Genomic DNA, 20,435 nt, shown 5'->3' with positions numbered 1-20,435 from the left:
CCGGCAGGTTATGGCTGCCAGCTCGCGCGTATGCCCTTGAGCTCAATTCGTGTATGACGCGATGATGGTCCGGCTCCGGCACCCGCCTGCAGCGAGCCACCCCGATACCGCACCATCGTCAACCTGTAAGGGCGACGCCTGTGGCGTCACCCGGTAATTTCGACCGGCCCATGGGCGCGATCCGGCAGCACCGGGCTGCGAAAGCTATGGACGATGGCGCGCGGCCAGCCGTCACATCCGCAGCATGCCGCGATTTCACGCCTGCTTGACCGCGCGGATAAAAGCCTCGATCCGCGCCGGGTCCTTGATGCCCTTGGCCTGCTCCACTCCCCCGCTGACGTCCACCGCGTAAGGTCGCACCTGCTGGATGGCTTGCGCCACGTTATCAGGCGACAGGCCGCCGGCGAGGATGATCGGCTTGCTCAGGTGCGCAGGCACCAGCGACCAGTCGAAGGCCTCGCCGGTACCGCCTGGCACGCCTGCCACGTAGGTATCGAGAAGAATGCCGCTGGCACCGCTGTACAACTTGCAACTGGCCTCCAGGTCGTCGCCCGGGCGCACCCGCAACGCCTTGATCCATGGGCGGTTGTGACCTGCGCATTCGGCAGGGGTTTCATCGCCATGGAACTGCAGCAGGTCCAGTGGCACCGCCTCGAGGATTTCCGTCAGCTCGCAACGGCTGGCATTGACGAACAGGCCTACGGTGGTGACGAACGGCGGCAGTGCGGCGATGATCGCCCGCGCCTGCCGCACATCGACCGCCCGCGGGCTTTTGGCATAGAACACCAGGCCGATGGCATCGGCGCCCGCCTCGGCTGCAGCCAGCGCATCCTCGATGCGGGTAATGCCGCAGATTTTGCTGCGAACGGCGCTCATGACCTGTGAACCTCAGCAGAAAGCGGAAAGTCCCGGATGTTAGCAAATGGCTTGCGGGCCGTCAGCCCGTCAATGTCTCGTAGCCGGTAACGAAGTGTGGGCCAATGTAACGTTCGGGCAGTTCGAACTCGTCGTGGTACTCGACCTGCACCAGGTACAGCCCGTACGGATGCGCGGTAACCCCGCCGGCGCGCCGCTCGCGACTCTCCAGCACTTCTTTGGCCCACTCGATCGGACGATCGCCGGTGCCGATGGTCATCAGCACGCCGGCGATGTTGCGCACCATGTGGTGAAGGAAGGCGCTGGCGCGGATATCCAGGACGATCATCTTGCCGTGGCGGGTGACGCGCAGGTGATGGAGGTTCTTGATCGGCGACTTGGCCTGGCACTGACCAGCGCGGAAGGCGCTGAAGTCGTGGGTGCCGACCAGGTACTCGGCAGCCAGGGCCATGCGTTCGGCATCCAGCGGCCGGTGGTTCCAGGTCACCTCTTCGCCCAGGTGCGCCGGGCGGATCTGGTCGTTGTAGATCACGTAGCGGTAACGCCGGGCAATGGCCTTGAAGCGCGCATGGAAGTGCGCGGGCATTTCCTTGGCCCAGGACACGCTGATGTCATGCGGCAGGTTGATATTGGCGCCCATGGTCCAGCCCTTCATGCTGCGTACCGCCTGGGTGTCGAAATGCACCACCTGGCCGCAGGCATGCACGCCAGCATCGGTGCGCCCGGCACAGTGCAGGCTGACCGGCGAATCGGCCACCCGAGACAAGGCTTCCTCCAGGGTTTGCTGCACGCTCGCCACACCACTGGCCTGGCGCTGCCAGCCGCGGTAGCGCGAGCCTTTGTATTCAACGCCCAGGGCGATACGAAAGAAGCCTTCGGCCGCCATTTCAGCAGCCGCGTTATCAATGATTTCCAAGGGGATACAGCCTGTCGGTTTAGCAGATGGCGGGAATTATAACGACAACGGCAGCCACTGGGGCTGCCGTCGGCCATGCAAGAACTGAACTCAGACCAGGCGCGAGAGCAACTCGTCGGCTTCCTGGCGCTGGACATCGCTGCCGTCCTTGCGCACTTCGTCGAGGATATCGCGGGCGCCGTCATGGTCGCCCATGTCGATATAGGCCCGGGCCAGGTCGAGCTTGGTGGCCACTTCGTCGGCGCCGCCGAGGTAATCGAAGTCATCGTCCAGATCGTCGCTGACAGCGGCGTCCGCTTCGGTGAAGTGCGGCTCGATCGACGGCTGCTCAAGGCTTTGCGACAGTTTGTCGAGTTCGGCGTTGACGTCATCGAGCTCCGAGGCAAAGTGTTTGTCGGCCTCCGAGTCGTCCAGCGACAGCGACAGGTCGAAGTCTTCCGGCAGGTCCAGCTCGCTCAGCGGGTCGAACTCCGGCATGGCTTCGTCAAAGGCAGCCAGCTCGGCGGCGACGTCGACGCTTTCGCTGCTGGGCTGTGGCACAGGCTCGTCACCCGCAACGTCGAGGTCAAAATCGGCCAGGTCGTCCAGGGCCTGTTCAGGCTGTGCCAGATGCTCTTCCAGCAGGGCATCGAAGTCCGGCTGATCGGTGCCGGTTTCGCTCGCGGCTTCTGCGGCTTGCGGCTCTGCAACGGCCAGCGAAGGCTCGTCGAGCAGTGGCGGCTCGTCCAGCTCCAGGCCTTGCAGGTCATCTTCCAGGCTCAGGTCGAAGGCACTGTCCAGGTCGTCTTCAGGCAAAGCCTCAAGGTCAGCCAGCGGCTCTTCTACCACCGCTTCAGGCTCAACGACCGGCTCAGCCTCGAGCACAGGCTCGACTTCAGCGACTGGCTCGGCAGACGGCTCGTCCTGCAGCAGCTCCTGGACGTACTGGGCATCCAGCTCAGCCGCCAGCGCCGCAGCACTGACGCCTGCCGCAGCGACGGCCAGCATGGCCGGGAAGCGGTTCTTCAGGGCTTCGACGTCGGCATGGTTCTGGCCGGTGGCAATCAGCTGACGCTCGTGGCCGACAAAGGCATCACGGTCGCCCTGGCGGGCATAGACTTCCATCAGTTTCAGACGCAGGTCGCTACGCTCCGGCGCTGCGGCAACCGCAGGCTCGAGCAGCTCTGCAGCGTGATTGAGGCGGCCACGGGCAATGCTCAGCTCCGCTTCGTCGAGCACGGCGTCGCCGGTCGGTGCTGCTGGGCTAGCCGCCGGAGCGACCAGCGGCGCAGCAATCGGGCCTTGCACCGGCTCGCTTGGTGCAGGCTCCGGAGTTACCGGCGCCGGTTCTTCAGCAGGCAATGCGGCAGCTGTCGCGGCAGCGGCAGACGCGGCGACCACCGCCGGCGCCAGGGTCACGCTCGGCGGCGCCACGTCCAGGCCTTCAAAGCTGCTTGGCGGCAGGTCCAGGTCCGGAGCGCGATCACTCTCTTCGGCCAGGGCCCGGGCCATGCGCAGGTGTTTTTCCGCTTCCTGGGCGGCCTTGCGCTTGCGTGCCAGCAACAGCAGCAGAAGCAACAGCACCAACACCGCAGAGCCGGCGATCAGCGCCAGCAACAACGGGTTGCCGAGCAGATCGTCGAGCATCTTGTTCGCGTCGGTCGGCGCCTGCTCGGCGGCCGCAGGCTGCGCCGGGTCCACCGGTGCGGTATCGACCGCGGCCGGGGCTGGCGTGACCACAGGCTCGGCCGGTGCCGGGGCCGGCTGCAGTTCGGCGGAGAGGGCCGGTGGCTGGGCCGCGGGGGCTTCAGGGGCGACAGCGTCGGTGGCGCCCTGGGCTTCAAGCTTGGCCAACTGGTCGTTCTTCAGCGCGATCAGGCGCTGCAGCTTGTCCAGCTGGCTCTGCAGATCGGCCATGCGGCCTTTGAGCTCTTCGTTGTCACGACGGCTGGTGTCCAGGCTTTCCTGGGCCACGGCCAGCTTGTCGCTGAGCCCTTTGCTGCCCGCAGCGGCCTTGCTGCCGGGTGCGACCAGCTTGAGGTTGTCCTGGTTGGCGATGCGCGCCGGCGCCGCCTCGGTGCCGCTGCGTCGGGTGGCGTCGAGCTGGCGGGCACGCGGGCCCAGACGCCGGCCTTCGCGCCAGGCAGCGTACTGCTCGGCAACCTCGGTGACGGCCTGGGCCTGGGGAATACTGGCGATCTGCTGTTGATCAGGCAGACGCAGGACCTGGCCGGTTTTCAGCAGGTTGATGTTGCCGTTGATGAAGGCATCCGGGTTCAGCGCCTGGATGGCCAGCATGGTCTGCTGCACCGAGCCACCCTGACGGGCTTTCGAGGCGATTTCCCACAGGGTATCGCGACGCACGGTGGTGTAGTTGGCCGCCGTCACCGCAGGCGCAACGCCCGCCGGCGCCGGTTGCCCGGCCGGGGTGTTGAACTTGGCCGGATCGACCAGCACGCTGTAGTCGCGCAGCAGGCGCCCGCTCGGCCACATGACCTGAACCAGGAACTTGACCATCGGCGCCGGCAGCGGCTGGCTCGAAGTCACCCGCAACACGCTTTTGCCGTTGGGGTTGATCACCGTGGTGAAGGTCAGGTCATTGAGAAACGCCTGGCGCTCGACACCGGCCTTGGCGAACTCTTCGGGCGGCGCCAGGCTCGGCGCCACTTCGGCCGCCGTCAGATCGCGGACATCGAGCAGTTCGATCTCGGCATCCAGGGGCTGATTCTGCGCTGACTTCAAGGTCAGCTCGCCCAACCCGAGGGCATGCGCCATACCGGACGACAGCGCCGACGCCGCGGCTATTGCTAAGACCAGTTTGCGAATTCGAAGCATGACCTCTTCCTTTGAATGAACCTTCCCCGGCAACCGAGAGCAAGTGGGGCAAATTGTCGGCAAGTATCTTTTACACAAGGCCTTTTATCAACAATTGCGCCAGCTGTACCGCATTCAGGGCCGCGCCTTTGCGCACATTGTCGGTGGTCAGCCAGAGGTTGAGCTGCTCAGCCTCGTCGATTCCACCGCGTACCCGTCCAACATAGACCACGTCCTGACCCACTGCGTCACCCACCGGCGTCGGATAATCACCCTCCTCCACCAGTTCGATGCTGTCAGCGGCTTCCAGCGCAGCGTTGACCGCCGCCAGGTCGACCGGCGTGCGGCTTTGCACGGACACACTGTAGCTATCGCCGAAAAACACCGGGACTTGAACGCAGGTCACGGAAATCTTCAGTGAAGGCAAGCCAAGCACTTCGCGCAACTCGCTGACCAGGCGGCGCTCCAGGGTGCCATGGCCGTCGGCATCGCTGGCACCGACCTGAGCCAGCAGGTTGAAGGCCATCTGCCGGTCGAAGAAGCGCGGCTCCAGCGGGCGGGCGTTGAGCAGTTCGGCGGTCTGCCGGGCCAGCTCGTTGACCGCCTCGCGGCCCTGGGCGGAAACCGCCAGGCACGCGGTGACGTTGATGCGCTCAAGTTCCAGCAAGCCTTTGAGCGGCGCCAGGGTGACCGCCAGGGCAATCGCCGCGGCGCTCGGGCTGCTCACTTGCAGCGGCGCCTTGAGGCTGTCGAGCACTGCCGGGTTGGCTTCCGGTACCACCGCTGGCGCCTGCTCGGCCGGCAGGCCGCCGGACAGGTCGATCACCGCACAACCGACTGCCTGGGCCCGCGGCGCGAAGCTGCGGGTCACCGCCGGGCCGGCGGCAAAGAAAGCCAGCTTGACCTTGCTGAAGTCGAAGCTGTCGACTTCGCGCACGCGCAGGCTCTTGCTGCGAAACATCACGCCGCTGCCCGCCGATTCGTTGCTGGCCAGCAGGTGCAGGGTGCCGACCGGGAAATCGCATTCATCCAGAATTTGTACAAGGGTTTCACCGACAGTACCGGTGGCACCGATGACGGCGATATCAATAGGCTGGCTCATGGGAAAATCCTCTGCTGGAACGGCGGGAGCGGCACTTTACTTGGATTTCGTCTTGCAGTCTTGTGCCTGCTGCTACTGGCGCTGCTTATGCAGCCCATCGCTGGCAAGCCAGCTCCCACAAGGGTCTGTACAAACCGAACCCTGTGGGAGCTGGCTTGCCAGCGATGCTTTGAGGGCCAACAAAAAAGCCCGTGCTGTTTCCAGCACGGGCTTCAGTTCAACGCTGCCTGGCGATCAACGCTCCAGCAGGATCCGCAGCATGCGCCGCAGCGGCTCGGCCGCGCCCCACAGCAGCTGGTCACCGACGGTGAAGGCGCCCAGGTACTGGGAACCCATGTTCAGCTTGCGCAGACGACCGACCGGGATGTTCAGGGTACCGGTGACGTTGGTCGGGCTCAGCTCCTGCATGCTGATTTCACGCTGGTTCGGCACCAGTTTCACCCAAGGGTTGTGCTGGCTGATCATGCCTTCGATGTCGGCGATCGGCACGTCCTTGTTCAGCTTGATGGTCAGCGCCTGGCTGTGGCAACGCATGGCGCCGATGCGCACGCAGATGCCGTCGACCGGAATCGGGCTCTTGAAGCGGCCGAGGATCTTGTTGGTCTCGGCCTGGGCCTTCCACTCTTCACGGCTCTGGCCGTTGGGCAGTTCCTTGTCGATCCACGGGATCAGGCTGCCGGCCAGCGGCACACCGAAGTTCTCGGTCGGGTAGGCTTCGCTGCGCATGGCCTCGGCGACCTTGCGGTCGATGTCGAGGATGGCGCTGGCCGGGTTGGCCAGATCATCGGCGACGGCGGCGTGGGTGGCGCCCATCTGGCGGATCAGCTCACGCATGTTCTGCGCGCCGGCGCCGGAGGCGGCCTGGTAGGTCATGGCGCTCATCCACTCGACCAGACCGGCTTCGAACAGGCCGCCCAGGCCCATCAGCATCAGGCTGACGGTGCAGTTGCCGCCGATGTAGTTCTTGGTACCGGCGTCGAGCTGCTGGTCGATGACCTTGCGGTTGACCGGGTCGAGGACGATGACCGCGTCATCCTGCATGCGCAGGCTCGAGGCGGCGTCGATCCAGTAGCCCTGCCAGCCGGCTTCGCGCAGCTTGGGGAAGACTTCGTTGGTGTAGTCGCCGCCCTGACAGGTCAGGATCACATCGAGGGTCTTGAGCTCTTCAATGCTGTAAGCGTCCTTGAGCGGAGCAATATCCTTGCCCACTGCCGGACCCTGGCCACCGACGTTGGAGGTGGTGAAGAACACCGGCTCGATCAGATCAAAATCCTGCTCTTCCAGCATCCGCTGCATGAGCACGGAACCGACCATACCGCGCCAACCGATCAGACCTACACGTTTCATCGCAACTACACCTTTGCTAAAAAGTGGGCCGCTGCTTCACAAGGAAAAACAGCAGCGGGCCCGAGAGATTACAGATTCCGCAGCGCTGCGACTACTGCGTCGCCCATTTCCTGCGTACCTACCTTGCTGCAACCGTGCGACCAGATGTCGCCGGTGCGCAGCCCCTGATCCAACACCAGGCTGACGGCCTTTTCAATGGCTTCGGCTGCCGCCTGCTGGTTGAAGCTGTAACGCAGCATCATCGACACCGAAAGTATGGTCGCCAGCGGGTTGGCAATGCCCTGGCCGGCGATGTCCGGTGCCGAGCCGTGGCAAGGCTCGTACATGCCCTTGTTGTCGGCATCCAGCGACGCTGATGGCAGCATGCCAATGGAGCCGGTGAGCATGGAAGCTTCATCCGACAGGATGTCGCCGAACATGTTGTCGGTGACCATCACGTCGAACTGCTTGGGCGCACGCACCAGTTGCATGGCGGCGTTGTCGACGTACATGTGGCTGAGCTCGACGTCCGGGTAATCCTTGGCCACTTCCTCGACGATCTCGCGCCACAGCTGGCTGGAGGCCAGGACGTTGGCCTTGTCCACCGAGCAGAGCTTCTTGCCGCGCACGCGGGCCATGTCGAAACCGACCCGGGCGATACGGCGGATTTCGCTCTCGCTGTATGGCAAGGTGTCGTAGGCCTGACGCTCGCCGCCTGCCAGCTCACGGGTGCCGCGTGGCGCGCCGAAGTAGATGCCGCCGGTCAGTTCGCGAACGATGAGGATATCCAGGCCGGCGACAATTTCCGGTTTCAGCGACGAAGCGTCGGCCAGTTGCGGGTAGAGGATCGCCGGGCGCAGGTTGGCGAACAGGCCCAGTTGCGAACGGATCTTCAGCAGGCCGCGCTCGGGGCGAATGTCGCGCTCGATCTTGTCCCATTTCGGCCCGCCAACGGCGCCGAGCAGCACGGCGTCGGCCTTGCGTGCACGTTCCAGAGTTTCGTCGGCCAGCGGCACGCCGTGCTTGTCGATGGCGGCGCCACCGATCACATCGTGCTCCAGGCTGAAGCCGAGCTGGAACTTGTCGTTGGCCAGTTCCAGAACCTTGACCGCCTCGGCCATGATTTCCGGACCAATGCCATCACCTGGAAGAATCAGAATCTGCTTGCTCATGCTTTCCTCTATTCAATTCAAGCGGCACGCCCTGTTGGCCTGCCGGAAAAAACCTAGCGTTCGGCCCAGAGCACCACGACATCGGTGCTGAACGAGCCGTCGGCTTCAATCTGGTAATACTGCCGTACTTCTTCGCCCATCGCCTGCTGCAATTGGCGGATGGCGCCGCGCATCACTTCGGGGGTGCGCATGCGCTCGACCCAGGAGCTGTACTCCAGGCGCAGGCGCTGGCGGCTGTGGCTGCGGGTGAAGAGGCCGGCTTCGCTGACCTGCTGCAGCCATTCGCTGGCCGAATAATCGCGCACATGGCTGGTGTCGCGCAGCACCTCGACGCTCTGCAGGTAGGTGTCGAGCAACGGGCTGCCCGGCGACATCACGTCGATGAAGGCCGCCACACCACCCGGCTTGAGCACCCGCTTCACCTCCCGAAGCGCCAGGCCCAGGTCGCTCCAGTGGTGCGCCGAGTAGCGGCTGAAGACGAAATCGAACGAAGCATCGGCGAACGGCAGCCGCTCGGCGGCGCCACGCTCGGTGACAATGTTCTCGAACCCGCGCTCGGCGGCAGCCGCGGCGACCACGTCGAGCATCTGCTGCGACAGGTCGTAGGCCACCACTTCACGCACCAGCGGGGCAACGTGGAAACTCACATGGCCGGCGCCACAGCCAAGGTCCAGCAGGCGTGCGCGGCCTTGGCCGGCAAGCTCTGCCTGCAACAAGGCAAACTCACTGCCCTGGGCATGCACGGCGCTGCTCAGGTAAGCGCTGGCCTGCTCGCCGAACTGGCGCTGGACGACGTCCTTATGGGTGGTGCTGGTCATTGCGATCTCCTTGGCCTCATCGCTGGCAACGCCAGCTCCCACACAGGCTGTGGTGCTCACAGCACCTGTGGGAGCCGGTCTTGCCGGCGATGGCGTCAGCCGGTTCACCGTATTAGTCAGACGTCACGAAACAACCAAGGCTGGCTAGCCCGATGCTTGGCTTCAAACGCGGCAATCGCCTCGCCATCCTGCAAAGTCAGGCCGATGTCATCCAGGCCGTTGAGCAGGCAGTGCTTGCGAAACGCGTCGATCTCGAAGCTCAGCACCTTGCCGTCAGGACGGGTCACGGTCTGCGCCTGCAAGTCCACGTTCAACTGGTAGCCAGGCTCGGCTTCGACCTGCTTGAACAGCTCATCGACCTCTTGCTCGCTGAGGATGATCGGCAACAAGCCGTTCTTGAAGCTGTTGTTGAAGAAGATGTCGGCATAGCTCGGCGCGATGATGCTGCGAAAGCCGTATTCTTCCAGGGCCCAGGGCGCATGCTCGCGGCTCGAACCACAACCGAAGTTCTCACGGGCGAGCAATACGCTGGCACCCTGGTAACGCGCATGGTTCAAGACGAAGTCCGGGTTCTGCGGGCGCTTGCTGTTGTCCTGATACGGCTGGCCGACATCCAGGTAGCGCCACTCATCGAACAGGTTGGGGCCAAAGCCCGTGCGCTTGATCGACTTCAAAAACTGCTTGGGAATGATCTGGTCGGTGTCGACGTTGGCACGGTCCAATGGCGCGACAAGGCCGGTGTGCTGGGTAAAGGCTTTCATGCTGCGCTCCCTTGGATCAACTCGCGTACATCGACAAAACGACCAGTAACGGCAGCGGCGGCGGCCATGGCCGGGCTCACCAGGTGGGTACGGCCACCGGCGCCCTGACGCCCTTCAAAGTTGCGGTTGGAGGTGGAGGCGCAATGCTCGCCACTCTCCAGGCGGTCGGGGTTCATCGCCAGGCACATCGAGCAACCCGGTTCACGCCACTCAAAGCCCGCTTCGAGGAAAATCTTGTCCAGGCCTTCTTTTTCGGCCTGGGCTTTGACCAGACCCGAGCCCGGCACCACGATCGCCTGTTTAATGGTCGCGGCAACCTTGCGGCCCTTGGCGATTTCGGCGGCAGCGCGCAGGTCTTCGATGCGCGAGTTGGTGCAGGAGCCGATGAACACCCGGTCAAGCTGGATGTCGGTGATCGCCTGGTTGGCGCTCAAGCCCATGTACTTCAAGGCGCGTTCGATGGAACCACGCTTGACCAGGTCGGCTTCGGCTGCCGGGTCCGGGACACGCTGGTCAACCGCCAGGACCATTTCCGGCGAAGTGCCCCAGCTGACCTGCGGCTTGATCTGCGCGGCGTCCAGCTCGATCACCGTGTCGAACACCGCATCGGCATCGGACACCAGGTCTTTCCAGGTTTCGACCGCTTGTGCCCACTGCTCGCCTTTCGGCGCGTAAGGGCGGCCCTTGACGTACTCGACGGTTTTTTCATCGGTGGCCACCAGGCCAACCCGGGCACCGGCTTCGATGGACATGTTGCAGATGGTCATGCGGCCTTCGACCGACAACTCGCGAATGGCGCTGCCAGCGAATTCCATGGCATGGCCGTTGCCGCCAGCGGTGCCGATCTTGCCGATCACGGCGAGGACGATGTCCTTGGCAGTGACGCCGAACGGCAGTCTGCCTTCGACGCGCACCAGCATGTTCTTCATCTTCTTGGCCACCAGGCACTGGGTAGCGAGCACGTGCTCTACCTCGGAGGTGCCGATACCATGGGCCAGGGCGCCGAAGGCACCGTGGGTCGAGGTATGCGAGTCGCCGCAGACCACGGTCATGCCGGGCAAGGTCGCACCCTGCTCCGGGCCGATGACGTGGACGATGCCCTGACGCACGTCATTCATCTTGAATTCGACGATGCCATACTCGTCGCAGTTTTCATCGAGGGTCTGAACCTGCAAACGCGAGACCTGGTCGACAATGGCGTCGATACCGCCCTTGCGCTCCGGAGTGGTCGGCACGTTGTGATCAGGCGTGGCGATGTTGGCATCGATGCGCCAGGGTTTGCGATTGGCCAGGCGCAGGCCTTCGAAGGCTTGCGGCGACGTCACTTCGTGGATGATGTGACGGTCGATGTAGATCAGCGCCGAACCATCGTCGCGCTGCTTGACCAAATGCGAATCCCAGAGCTTGTCGTAAAGCGTTTTGCCGGCCATCAGACTGTTCCTCATCAGCGTCTTTCTATGCCAATAACCCCTTGGCTTGTACGGGCGATGCTATGCCGGTAGATTGAATAACTCAAATTCATAATTTTTATGCTTTGGATAACCAAAAGGAATTCGAGTAGTGGATCTGGCCAATCTCAATGCCTTTATTGCAATTGCCGAGACCGGCAGCTTTTCCGGGGCTGGCGAACGCCTGCACCTGACCCAACCTGCAATCAGCAAACGCATCGCCGGCCTTGAGCAGCAACTGGATGTGCGTCTGTTCGACCGCCTGGGCCGCGAGGTCAACCTGACCGAGGCCGGACGCGCCCTGCTGCCGCGTGCCTACCAGATCCTCAATGTACTGGACGACACCCGCCGGGCCCTGACCAACCTCACCGGTGAAGTCAGCGGGCGCCTGACCCTGGCCACCAGTCATCACATCGGCCTGCACCGCCTGCCGCCACTATTAAGGGCGTTTACCCGCCAGTACCCGGCCGTGGCCCTGGACATCCAGTTTCTCGATTCAGAAGTAGCCTACGAAGAAATCCTCCATGGCCGAGCGGAAATCGCCGTAATCACTCTGGCTCCGGAGCCGCATCATCTGGTGCGCGCCATACCGGTGTGGGACGACCCCCTGGATTTCGTCGCCGCCCCCGAACACCCACTGGCGCGCAAAGGCGCGGTGAGCCTGGCCGACATTGCCCACCATCCGGCGGTTTTTCCCGGCGGTAACACCTTCACACATCATATTGTTCAGCGCCTGTTCGAAGCCCAGGGCCTGACGCCGAACATCGCCATGAGCACCAACTATCTGGAAACCATCAAGATGATGGTCTCTATCGGCCTGGCATGGAGCGTGCTGCCACGTACTATGCTCGATGAGCAGGTTGCGCCCATCGCCTTGCCGGGCATACAGCTGTCGCGCCAGCTAGGCTACATTCTGCACACCGAACGAACGCTGTCGAATGCCGCCAGGGCCTTTATGGCATTGCTCGACAGCCATGCAAGCCCCTTGAACCAATGAGGTAGCACCCGGGCAAACCTGCCCGCTCAAGGACGCGTTATCTGCCAAAGGTCTGGTATCGATGCCCAAATCAGTAAACCGTTTTCCGCGCATGCCCCGAATCCATGCGGCGGACCCCCAGGAGTCGGAGCAAACCTGGGAAAACGCCCCGCAACTGCTGGCGGCGCTCAACGGTGCGCGCCTGGGCGCCTGGTTCTGGGATGTCGAGACCGGGCAGATCAGCTGGTCGCGCGGTACCCAGGCACTGTTTGGCTTTGATCCGCACCAGCCGTTGCCCAATGACCTGGACTACCTCGAACTGGTACCCATCGAAGACCGCCCCCGCGCCCTGCAAGCGTTTCACGCAGTGATAAACGGCGAGCCGGTCGAACAGGCCCTGCGCCATCGCATCCGCTGGCCCGACGGCAGCCTGCACTGGCTGGAAATCAACGGCAGCATGACCCAGGACCGCAACGGCCGGCGACAGATGGTCGGGGTGATCCGCGAGATCACCCGCCAGCGCGAACGGGAAGCGGCGCTGATCAACTCGGAAAAGCGCTTTGCCACCCTCTTCCACCTGAGCCCCAACGTCATCCTGCTGACCCGCCGCGCCGACGGCATGATCTATGAGGTCAACCAGCACTTCGAGAACATCCTTGGCTGGCCCGGCCACCAGATCATCAACAAGAGCACCCTGGAGCTGGGCCTGTGGGTCCATCCGCAGCAACGTAACCAGGTGCTGGCGGCGACCAGCGGCACCAGCGGCCCGGTGACCCTCGAAGTGCAGTTTCGCGGCAGCAGCGGCGAAATTCACGACGGCATCCTCTGTACCCAGAACATCGAACTGGAAGGCACCGCCTACCTGCTCAGCACCTTCGTCGACACCAGCGAGCGCAAACACGCCGAACAGGCGCTCAAGGACAGCCAGGAACGCCTGGACCTGGCCCTGGACTCAGCGCAGCTGGGCACCTGGGACTGGCACATCCCCAGCGGCATGCTTTACGGCTCGGCGCGTGCGGCCGAGTTGCACGGCCTTGAGCCAGCACCCTTTCACGAATCCTTCGAGGCGTTTTTCGAAGGCGTGCCGGAAATGGAACGCAGCACTATGCGCCAGGCCTATCGCAGCCTGCGCGAAGGCCCGGCCGGCAACTACCAGATCACCTACCGCATCCAGCTCGAAGACGGTACCTCGCGCTACATCGAAAGCCGCGCGCGGCTGTACCGCGACGAACAGGGCAACCCGCTGCGCATGGCCGGCACCCTGCTGGACATCACCGAACAGGTCGAGCGTGAACAACGCCTGACCAGCTCCGAAGAAAAGTTCGCCAGCCTGTTCCAGGCCAGCCCCGACCCGATCTGCGTAACCCGCCAGGACAGCGGCCAGTTCATCGAGATCAACCCGGCCTTTACCCAGGTGTTTGGCTGGAGCGCCGAGCAGGTGCTGGGCAACACCGCCGAAGAGATCGGCCTGTGGGCCGAGTCCGCCGAACGCGCCCGGCGCATTGAACGGGTGATCCGCGACCAGGCGCTGAACAACGTCGCCGTGGTGGTCAACCACAAGGACGGCCAGCCACTGACCTGCGTGATATCCAGTCGCCTGATCAAGGTCGACGACCACCCCTGCAGCGTCACCACCCTGCGCGACATCACCCAGCAGCAGCGTGCCGAAGCGGCGCTCAAGGCCAGCGAAGAGAAATTCGCCAAGGCGTTCCATTCCAGCCCTGACGCCATCACCATCACCGAGCGCGACAGCGGCCGCTACCTGGAAGTCAACGACGGCTTCTGCCGCCTGACCGGCTACAGCGCCGCCGAAGTGATCGGCCAGACCGTGCACGACATTGGCATCTGGGCCGACGACAAACAGCGCGCGGCGCTGCTCAGCGAGTTCCAGGAAAAAGGCCGCGTGCATCACCGGGAAATGCTCGGGCGCAACAAGCGTGGCGACATCCTGACCGTCGAGGTGTCGATCGAGCCGATCAACCTCAATGAAACCGAGTGCCTGCTGCTCACTGCCCGTGATGTCAGCCAGTTGAAGAACGCCCAGGCGCAGATCCGCCACCTGGCCTACCACGACCCGCTGACCAACCTGCCCAACCGCGCCCTGCTGATGGACCGCCTGAGTCAGCAGATCGCCCTGCTCAAGCGCCATAACCTGCGTGGCGCCCTGCTGTTTCTCGACCTCGATCACTTCAAGCACATCAACGATTCCCTCGGCCATCCAGTCGGGGACACGGTGCTGAAGATCATCACCGCGCGCCTGGAAGCCAGCGTACGCCTGGAAGACACCGTCGCGCGCCTGGGTGGTGACGAGTTCGTGGTGCTGCTCAGCGGCCTGGAAGGCAGCCGCGAGGAAGTCACGGAGAAAGTCCGCGAACTGGCCGATACCCTGCGCGAACTGCTGGCCGAGCCCATGTCCCTCGACGGCCAGCGCCTGCAGGTGACGCCGAGCATCGGCGTGGCGCTGATCCCCGACCACGGCTCGACCCCGGCCGACTTGCTCAAACGTGCGGATATCGCCCTGTATCGGGCCAAGGATTCCGGGCGCAACACCACGCAAATGTTCCACACCACCATGCAAAAGGCCGCCAGCGAGCGTTTGCGCATGGAAAACGACCTGCGCCTGGCCCTGGCCCGCGGCGAACTCGCCCTGCACTTCCAGCCCCAGGTCGACGCCCGCGACAACCGCATCGTCGGTGCCGAAGTGCTGTTGCGCTGGCACCACCCGCAACTGGGCCAGCAGCCGCCGGCGCAGTTCATTCAGGTGCTGGAAGAAAGCGGGCTGATACTGGAAGTTGGCAGCTGGATCCTCGACGAAGCCTGCGATGCCTGTGCCGGCATGCTGCGCGACGGCCTGATTGACCCGGACGACTTCAGCCTGTGCGTGAACATCAGCCCACGGCAGTTCCGCCAGAACGACTTCGTCGAACGGGTGATGCGCAGCCTCGACGACTTCCGCCTGCCGCACAAGATCCTCAAGCTGGAAATCACCGAAGGCATCGTCATCCAGAACCTGGAAGACACCATCAGCAAAATGCGCGAGCTCAAGGCCTATGGCGTGAGCTTTGCCATGGATGATTTTGGTACCGGTTACTCCTCGCTGACCTACCTCAAACGCCTGCCGGTGGATGCCCTGAAGATCGACCAATCATTCGTCCGCGATGCCCCGATAGACCCCAACGACGCCGAAATCGTCCGCGCCATCGTCGCCATGGCCCGCAGCCTGGACCTGACGGTGATCGCCGAAGGGGTGGAGTTGTCGGAGCAGCTGGAGTTTCTTGAGCGACTGGGGTGCTATTTGTACCAGGGGTACCTGCATAGCCGGCCGTTGCCGCTGGGGGAGTTTCGGGCAATGTTGCTTGAGGCGCCGGCGGATCATTGATCGACTGGTGCATCTAAGGGCGGGGGGGAAATGAATCCAGCAGGCTCAGCCAACTGGACGCTGCATTGGCTTCAGGCAAGTGGTGACCTGAGCAATTGGCAGTCAGCGATAATTGAACAGGCTGCCGAGGCCAAAAAGGCGATCGAGCGCCTATTGCCCGCTCCTGCTCTGGACATTCTGGTTCAATCTCTGCCGGGCCAAGTCATTCCCGAAGTCGGCCTTATGGGATATGCCTATCGCCACAACCTGTTTTCACTGACGGTGGACCCAAAGAATCCCAATTTTGCTTGCAGCCTGAACAACGGCACATTGCTGCGCCAGATCATCCACGAAACGCATCATTGCCTGCGCATGGCCGGGCCGGGATATGGGCACACCCTGGGCGAAGCGCTGGTGAGCGAGGGCCTAGCGGGGCGTTTTGTCAGCTACCTGCTTGGCAGCGAGCCAGAGCCCTGGGAGCGCGCTATTGGCTTGCCGGACCTCCTTGCAGCCCCTCCAGACAACAGCCAGCTGGCAAGGCGTGATTACGATCACGCTGCATGGTTCTTTGGCACTAACAGAGTTTTCCCGCGTTGGCTGGGGTACAGCCTTGGGTACCAACTGGCTGATCATTGGCTTACGCAGTCACCTGCCGTAAGTGGTGAAGAATGGATATCAGTTGCTGCGGATACTGTAATTGCCGCTGGCATTCGAGCAGGGTTGGTTATCAAACCGTAGGGCGCGCGGCCCAACGACTCGACTTGCCCCGCAATAGCGTCCTGCCTGCCACATCGCATCGCGGGGCAAGCCCGCTCCCACAAGGGCAACGCGAATTGTGCTCTTGATCTTGATCTGCTTGTGATCTCGATCTACCGGCCCCGTTAACCAGAAGGGCCGAGTGGAGGTGTTGCGAAGGGGCTAGTGCGCAGCACCTTCGGCGTTAGCCGAAGTTGCGAAACGTAGAGTTGCTTGCAACTCGTAGTTCGCAATGCCCCGTAGCGACACCGGAGCGAGGGAACCCGAAGCGCAGCGTAGGGCCCCTGGTGGGGCGAGAATTTTTGCTTACTTTTTTTTCGACTGAAAAAAGTAAGCCGCCGTAAGGGCGGAAAGGTGACTCAGCACCACCAAAACAACCGGATCAACTCCAAAATCTCAGAGCCAAAAAAAGGGTGCCCGAAGGCACCCTTTCCTAAACAAACAACAATCAATTCAGAGCAGGCTTGCCATCCCCATTGATCGGAATCCGCTTGGCCTTGGCCTCTTCCGGCACAATCCTCAGCAGATCGATGCTGAGCAGCCCATTAGCCAGACCAGCCGCCTTGACCTCGATATGGTCAGCCAACCGGAACGACAACTTGAACGCCCGCTGGGCAATGCCCTGATGCAGATAGGTAACGCTTTCAGCGTTGCTGTCACGCTTGCCGCCAGTCACGGTCAAGACGCCTTTTTCCACCTGCAGGTCCAGATCCTGCTCCTGGAAACCTGCCGCAGCAACGACGATTCGATAGTGGTCATCGCCATGTTTTTCAACGTTGTAGGGAGGGTAGCTGCTACCCGCCTCATTACGCGCCGCAGATTCGAACAGGTCATTGAAACGGTCGAAACCCACGGAATGACGGAACAGTGGAGCCAGAGAAAAAGCAGTAGTCATGATGCATCTCCTGAAAATCAGCGAGGTTGTGTAGTAGCGCGACCCGACTTCGGCATCGCGTACTCCCTAGATAAGGACCCTCGCCTGCTTTTCAAGCAACCCTGCGAAAATTTTTTCAGGCCGCCTCGCTGACTGGCACACCGATCAACTGCCCGACCCGATCGCAGTCGGTTTCCCGACGCAATTCGGTGAACAGCGCCACCGCCTCGGGGTAGGTGCGGGTCAGCATCGCCACCCATTGCTTCAAGCGCCCCGGCGCCTGGCGCGGGGTCATCTGCGCCCGGGCCTGGCCCCAGAAGTCCTGGATCAGCGGCAGCAGGCTCTGCCAGTCCATGGGCACGAACTCGACGCCATCGCGTTCGGCGGCAATCTGCCGGGCAAGGTCCGGGCGCGAAACCAGGCCACGCCCCAGCATGATGTCTTCGACGCCGCTGACTTCGCGGCAACGCCGCCAGTCTTCCAGGGTCCAGACCTCGCCGTTGGCATACACCGGCACCTTGACCACGTCCTGCACCCGCGCCACCCACTCCCAATGGGCGGGCGGCTTGTAGCCGTCGACCTTGGTTCGCGCGTGCACCACCAATTGCTCGGCGCCACCTTCGGCCAGGGCCAGGGCGCAGTCCAGGGCGCCGTCGGGGCTGTCGAAGCCCAGGCGCATCTTGGCCGTCACCGGGATATGCGCAGGAACTGCGCGACGCACTTCTCGCAAGATGGCGTGCAGCAACTCAGGCTCTTTGAGCAGCACCGCACCGCCACGCGACTTGTTCACGGTCTTGGCCGGGCAGCCGAAGTTGAGGTCGATCACCGGCGCGCCCAGTTCACAGGCCAGCACCGCGTTTTCGGCCAGGCACACCGGGTCGGAGCCCAGCAATTGCACACGTAATGGCACTCCGGCAGCGGTCTGGGCGCCCTGGCTCAGCTCCGGCGCGAGCTTTTCGAAGGTGGCCGCCGGCAACAAGCGGTCGCAGACCCGAATGAACTCGGTGACACACCAGTCGATGCCGCCCACCTGGGTCAGTACGTCGCGAAGAATGTCGTCGACCAGCCCCTCCATCGGGGCCAGGGCAATTTGCATGGGTTGCATCTCGGCTGGAAAAGGCCGGCAGTCTAGCAAAATCCGCGGCCTACAGCGCTCCGGCCATCAGCGCCGGCCCATAGCCGTCGATGAACTCACCCGGCATGCGCTTGGGCCGCCCTGTGGATAACTCGATGCAGACGAAGGTGGTTTGCGCACGCAGCAAGGTGGTGCCGTCGCTGGGACGAACCAGCTGGAAGCGCCGGGTCATTTTCAGCCGCTGGTCCCAGTCGACGATCCAGGTTGCCAGTTGCAACTCGTCGTCTTCGTAGGCAGCGGCCAGGTAGTCAATTTCGTGGCGGACCACGGCCATGGCCCGGTCCAGGCGCCGGTACTCGGCCAGGTCCAGGCCCAGGCGCTGGGAGTGGCGCCAGGCGCAGCGCTCCAGCCAGGTGACGTAAACCGCGTTGTTGGCGTGGCCGAGGCCGTCGATGTCGTCGGCAGCGACCCGCAGGTCGATGATGAACGGTGTTGCCAGGTCCCAACTCATGCCCGCTCCAGATCCGTGGTGAACGGGCAGAGTGTACCGGATGCTCAGGCCGATTGCCGCGCCGGTGAACTGCTGCGTTGCAGCAGTGCCAGCACCCCTTCGCGCAGTTGCGGGTCGGCCAACACCCGCAGATGGCCGCCGTCGGGCAGGCGCAGCAGGCGGCTGTCGAACCAGGCACGGTGGATAGCGTCTGATTCGTCTACCGGTACCAGTTGGTCGTCCTCGGCATGCACGATCAAGCCGGGCAGCTCCAGTTGGTAGCCGCTGACATCCAGGCGGGAAATCTGCACGCCGACATCGCGTTCAATCTGACGGATGAACGCCGCCCGCGCCCGCGCCGGCATGCCCAGGTGGCGAGCGAAACCGCGGATAACGCCAAGCAACTGCGCCGGTGCGGCGATGCTCACCGCCACTTCGGCGCGCAGGCCCCACTGCAAGGCCAGGAGCATGCTGGCGCCACCCATGGAATGGCCAACCACGGCCTTGAGCGGCGGCAGTTCGGCGGCAGCTTCCAGCAAGGCACGGGCGAACAGCACCACGTTGGCTTCGTTGCCCGGTGAGTGGCCATGGGCCGGGCCTTCCAGGGCCACGGCGGTGTAACCGGCGTCGACCAGGCTGTCGATCAGGTGGGCGAACTGGGTCGGGCGCCCTTCCCAACCGTGCATCAGCAGTACGGTCGGGCCTTGGCCCCAGCGCAGTGCCGAGAGGCCGAAACGCAAGGTGATGCGCTCGGCGCGGGCCAGCAGCGGCAGTTCCCAGTCCCGCGGCGGCCGGTTGCGCGGGGTCATGAAGGCGCGGCGCATCTTGCGCGCGACATGCTCTGGCGCCAAATGCCCGAGGGTGCCGTTAACGCTACGAATCCAGCTCAAGGTATTCATCGCTTCGCTCCGGTGGATATCGCGTGGTTCAGACAACCGCCGATTTGGCGGCGCGCAGAATGCGGTCAGACAGCTCGTCAGTGCCCAGGGCCCGGGCCAGGGCCAGGCCACCGATCATCAGGGCCATGTCGGCCAGGACCTTGTCGGCGTCTTCGGGGCTGTCGGCGAGATTGGCCATCATCAGTTCGATGTGTTCGGCCAGCACCTCACGGAAGGCCTCCGGCAGGCGCGCCAGTTCGCCCAGCGAGGTGGGCAGCGGGCAGGCGCGCTCGGTGGCGTCGCGGTGCTTGCGGGAAAGATAGAAGGCGGCAACCAGGGCACGACGCTCTTCACCCGTCATGTTCGGGTCGACTTCGGCGAGCAATGCCCGACGCTCGCCCAGCAACTGGCGAAACGCTTCGAGCATCAGCGCGTCCTTGCTGTCGAAATGGGCGTAGAAGCCACCGACGGTAAGGCCGGCCGCGCCCATCACCTGATTGACGCTAGGCTCGGCCGGACCGTGCTGAATCAGCGCACTGCAGGCCGCATCAAGAATCCGCTCGCGGGTTTTCGCCTTTTTGTCATTCATGCTTGCCTCCAAATATTATGGTTAGAATATTATTCTCATAATATTTTTGGCAAGCAGAAAATGCTGCCGCTTGTCGCGTCAGGCAAGGAAGGGATGGGAAAAGTTTTTTTCGAGACAAAAACAAAAGGCTCATTCAATAATCGAATGAGCCTTGAAATCCCACAAAGTGGGTAAAATGGCGTCCCCTAGGGGACTCGAACCCCTGTTACCGCCGTGAAAGGGCGGTG

General features: G+C 63.2%; 17 protein-coding genes. 3 read left to right on the top strand and 14 right to left on the bottom strand.

Translation table 11 applies throughout. The features are described from left to right. Positions 1 to 255 precede the first annotated feature (255 nt). From ABM562_RS20780 to leuC, 9 genes are all read right to left on the bottom strand, one after another. Entirely contained in the window at positions 256 to 876 is a 621-nt protein-coding gene (locus ABM562_RS20780; RefSeq protein ID WP_115085987.1) for a phosphoribosylanthranilate isomerase, read from the bottom strand. A gap of 61 nt (positions 877 to 937) precedes the next feature. Beyond that, positions 938 to 1,762: a tRNA pseudouridine(38-40) synthase TruA gene (truA, locus tag ABM562_RS20775; protein WP_166675668.1), complete on the bottom strand. Its 825-nt coding sequence runs from the start codon at positions 1,760 to 1,762 to the stop codon at positions 938 to 940. Positions 1,763 to 1,882: 120 nt separating this feature from the next. Then, positions 1,883 to 4,606 (bottom strand): FimV/HubP family polar landmark protein, encoded by a 2,724-nt coding sequence (locus ABM562_RS20770; RefSeq protein ID WP_460423167.1) that lies wholly within the window; start codon positions 4,604 to 4,606, stop codon positions 1,883 to 1,885. A 70-nt stretch (positions 4,607 to 4,676) separates the two neighbouring features. Next, entirely contained in the window at positions 4,677 to 5,687 is a 1,011-nt protein-coding gene (locus ABM562_RS20765; protein ID WP_460423165.1) for an aspartate-semialdehyde dehydrogenase, read from the bottom strand. 234 nt (positions 5,688 to 5,921) lie between these two features. Continuing rightward, positions 5,922 to 7,034 (bottom strand): aspartate-semialdehyde dehydrogenase, encoded by a 1,113-nt coding sequence (asd, locus tag ABM562_RS20760; protein ID WP_010223256.1) that lies wholly within the window; start codon positions 7,032 to 7,034, stop codon positions 5,922 to 5,924. 68 nt (positions 7,035 to 7,102) lie between these two features. Further along, positions 7,103 to 8,185, bottom strand: coding sequence for a 3-isopropylmalate dehydrogenase (gene leuB / locus ABM562_RS20755; RefSeq protein ID WP_115085983.1), 1,083 nt, complete (start codon positions 8,183 to 8,185; stop codon positions 7,103 to 7,105). Positions 8,186 to 8,238: 53 nt separating this feature from the next. Further along, positions 8,239 to 9,003 carry a class I SAM-dependent methyltransferase gene (locus tag ABM562_RS20750; RefSeq protein WP_115085982.1) on the bottom strand — a complete coding sequence of 255 codons (765 nt, stop codon included), beginning with the start codon at positions 9,001 to 9,003 and terminating at the stop codon, positions 8,239 to 8,241. Positions 9,004 to 9,119: 116 nt separating this feature from the next. Beyond that, positions 9,120 to 9,764 (bottom strand): 3-isopropylmalate dehydratase small subunit, encoded by a 645-nt coding sequence (leuD, locus tag ABM562_RS20745; RefSeq protein WP_115085981.1) that lies wholly within the window; start codon positions 9,762 to 9,764, stop codon positions 9,120 to 9,122. Further along, positions 9,761 to 11,194 (bottom strand): 3-isopropylmalate dehydratase large subunit, encoded by a 1,434-nt coding sequence (gene leuC / locus ABM562_RS20740; RefSeq protein ID WP_134061808.1) that lies wholly within the window; start codon positions 11,192 to 11,194, stop codon positions 9,761 to 9,763. Before leuC ends, leuD begins: the two co-directional genes overlap by 4 nt. A gap of 130 nt (positions 11,195 to 11,324) precedes the next feature. Here leuC and ABM562_RS20735 point away from each other — a divergent pair, with 130 nt between their 5' ends. The 3 genes from ABM562_RS20735 to ABM562_RS20725 all read left to right on the top strand — a co-directional run bounded on the left by ABM562_RS20735 (position 11,325) and on the right by ABM562_RS20725 (position 16,284). Beyond that, positions 11,325 to 12,209: a LysR family transcriptional regulator gene (locus ABM562_RS20735; RefSeq protein ID WP_134061806.1), complete on the top strand. Its 885-nt coding sequence runs from the start codon at positions 11,325 to 11,327 to the stop codon at positions 12,207 to 12,209. Between the two features lie 61 nt (positions 12,210 to 12,270). Then, complete coding sequence (locus ABM562_RS20730) at positions 12,271 to 15,567, top strand: sensor domain-containing protein (protein WP_134061804.1); 3,297 nt, start codon at positions 12,271 to 12,273, stop codon at positions 15,565 to 15,567. Positions 15,568 to 15,597: 30 nt separating this feature from the next. Beyond that, entirely contained in the window at positions 15,598 to 16,284 is a 687-nt protein-coding gene (locus ABM562_RS20725; RefSeq protein WP_134061802.1) for a DUF2268 domain-containing putative Zn-dependent protease, read from the top strand. A 466-nt stretch (positions 16,285 to 16,750) separates the two neighbouring features. Here ABM562_RS20725 and ABM562_RS20720 read toward each other — a convergent pair whose 3' ends face one another. The 5 genes from ABM562_RS20720 to ABM562_RS20700 all read right to left on the bottom strand — a co-directional run bounded on the left by ABM562_RS20720 (position 16,751) and on the right by ABM562_RS20700 (position 20,208). Beyond that, positions 16,751 to 17,197: an Hsp20 family protein gene (locus ABM562_RS20720; RefSeq protein WP_010223248.1), complete on the bottom strand. Its 447-nt coding sequence runs from the start codon at positions 17,195 to 17,197 to the stop codon at positions 16,751 to 16,753. A gap of 115 nt (positions 17,198 to 17,312) precedes the next feature. Next, a complete protein-coding gene (locus ABM562_RS20715; protein WP_115085944.1) occupies positions 17,313 to 18,272 on the bottom strand; it encodes a tRNA dihydrouridine synthase in 960 nt (319 codons plus the stop codon). A gap of 49 nt (positions 18,273 to 18,321) precedes the next feature. Then, complete coding sequence (locus ABM562_RS20710) at positions 18,322 to 18,762, bottom strand: acyl-CoA thioesterase (protein WP_036996474.1); 441 nt, start codon at positions 18,760 to 18,762, stop codon at positions 18,322 to 18,324. 44 nt (positions 18,763 to 18,806) lie between these two features. Further along, positions 18,807 to 19,640, bottom strand: coding sequence for an alpha/beta fold hydrolase (locus ABM562_RS20705; RefSeq protein ID WP_038994175.1), 834 nt, complete (start codon positions 19,638 to 19,640; stop codon positions 18,807 to 18,809). Between the two features lie 28 nt (positions 19,641 to 19,668). Then, entirely contained in the window at positions 19,669 to 20,208 is a 540-nt protein-coding gene (locus tag ABM562_RS20700; protein ID WP_115085943.1) for a TetR/AcrR family transcriptional regulator, read from the bottom strand. Between the last annotated feature and the right edge of the window lie 227 nt (positions 20,209 to 20,435).

The organism is Pseudomonas sp. ZL2 (genome assembly GCF_054788455.1).
This window is presented reverse-complemented; position numbering and strand designations above follow the sequence as displayed.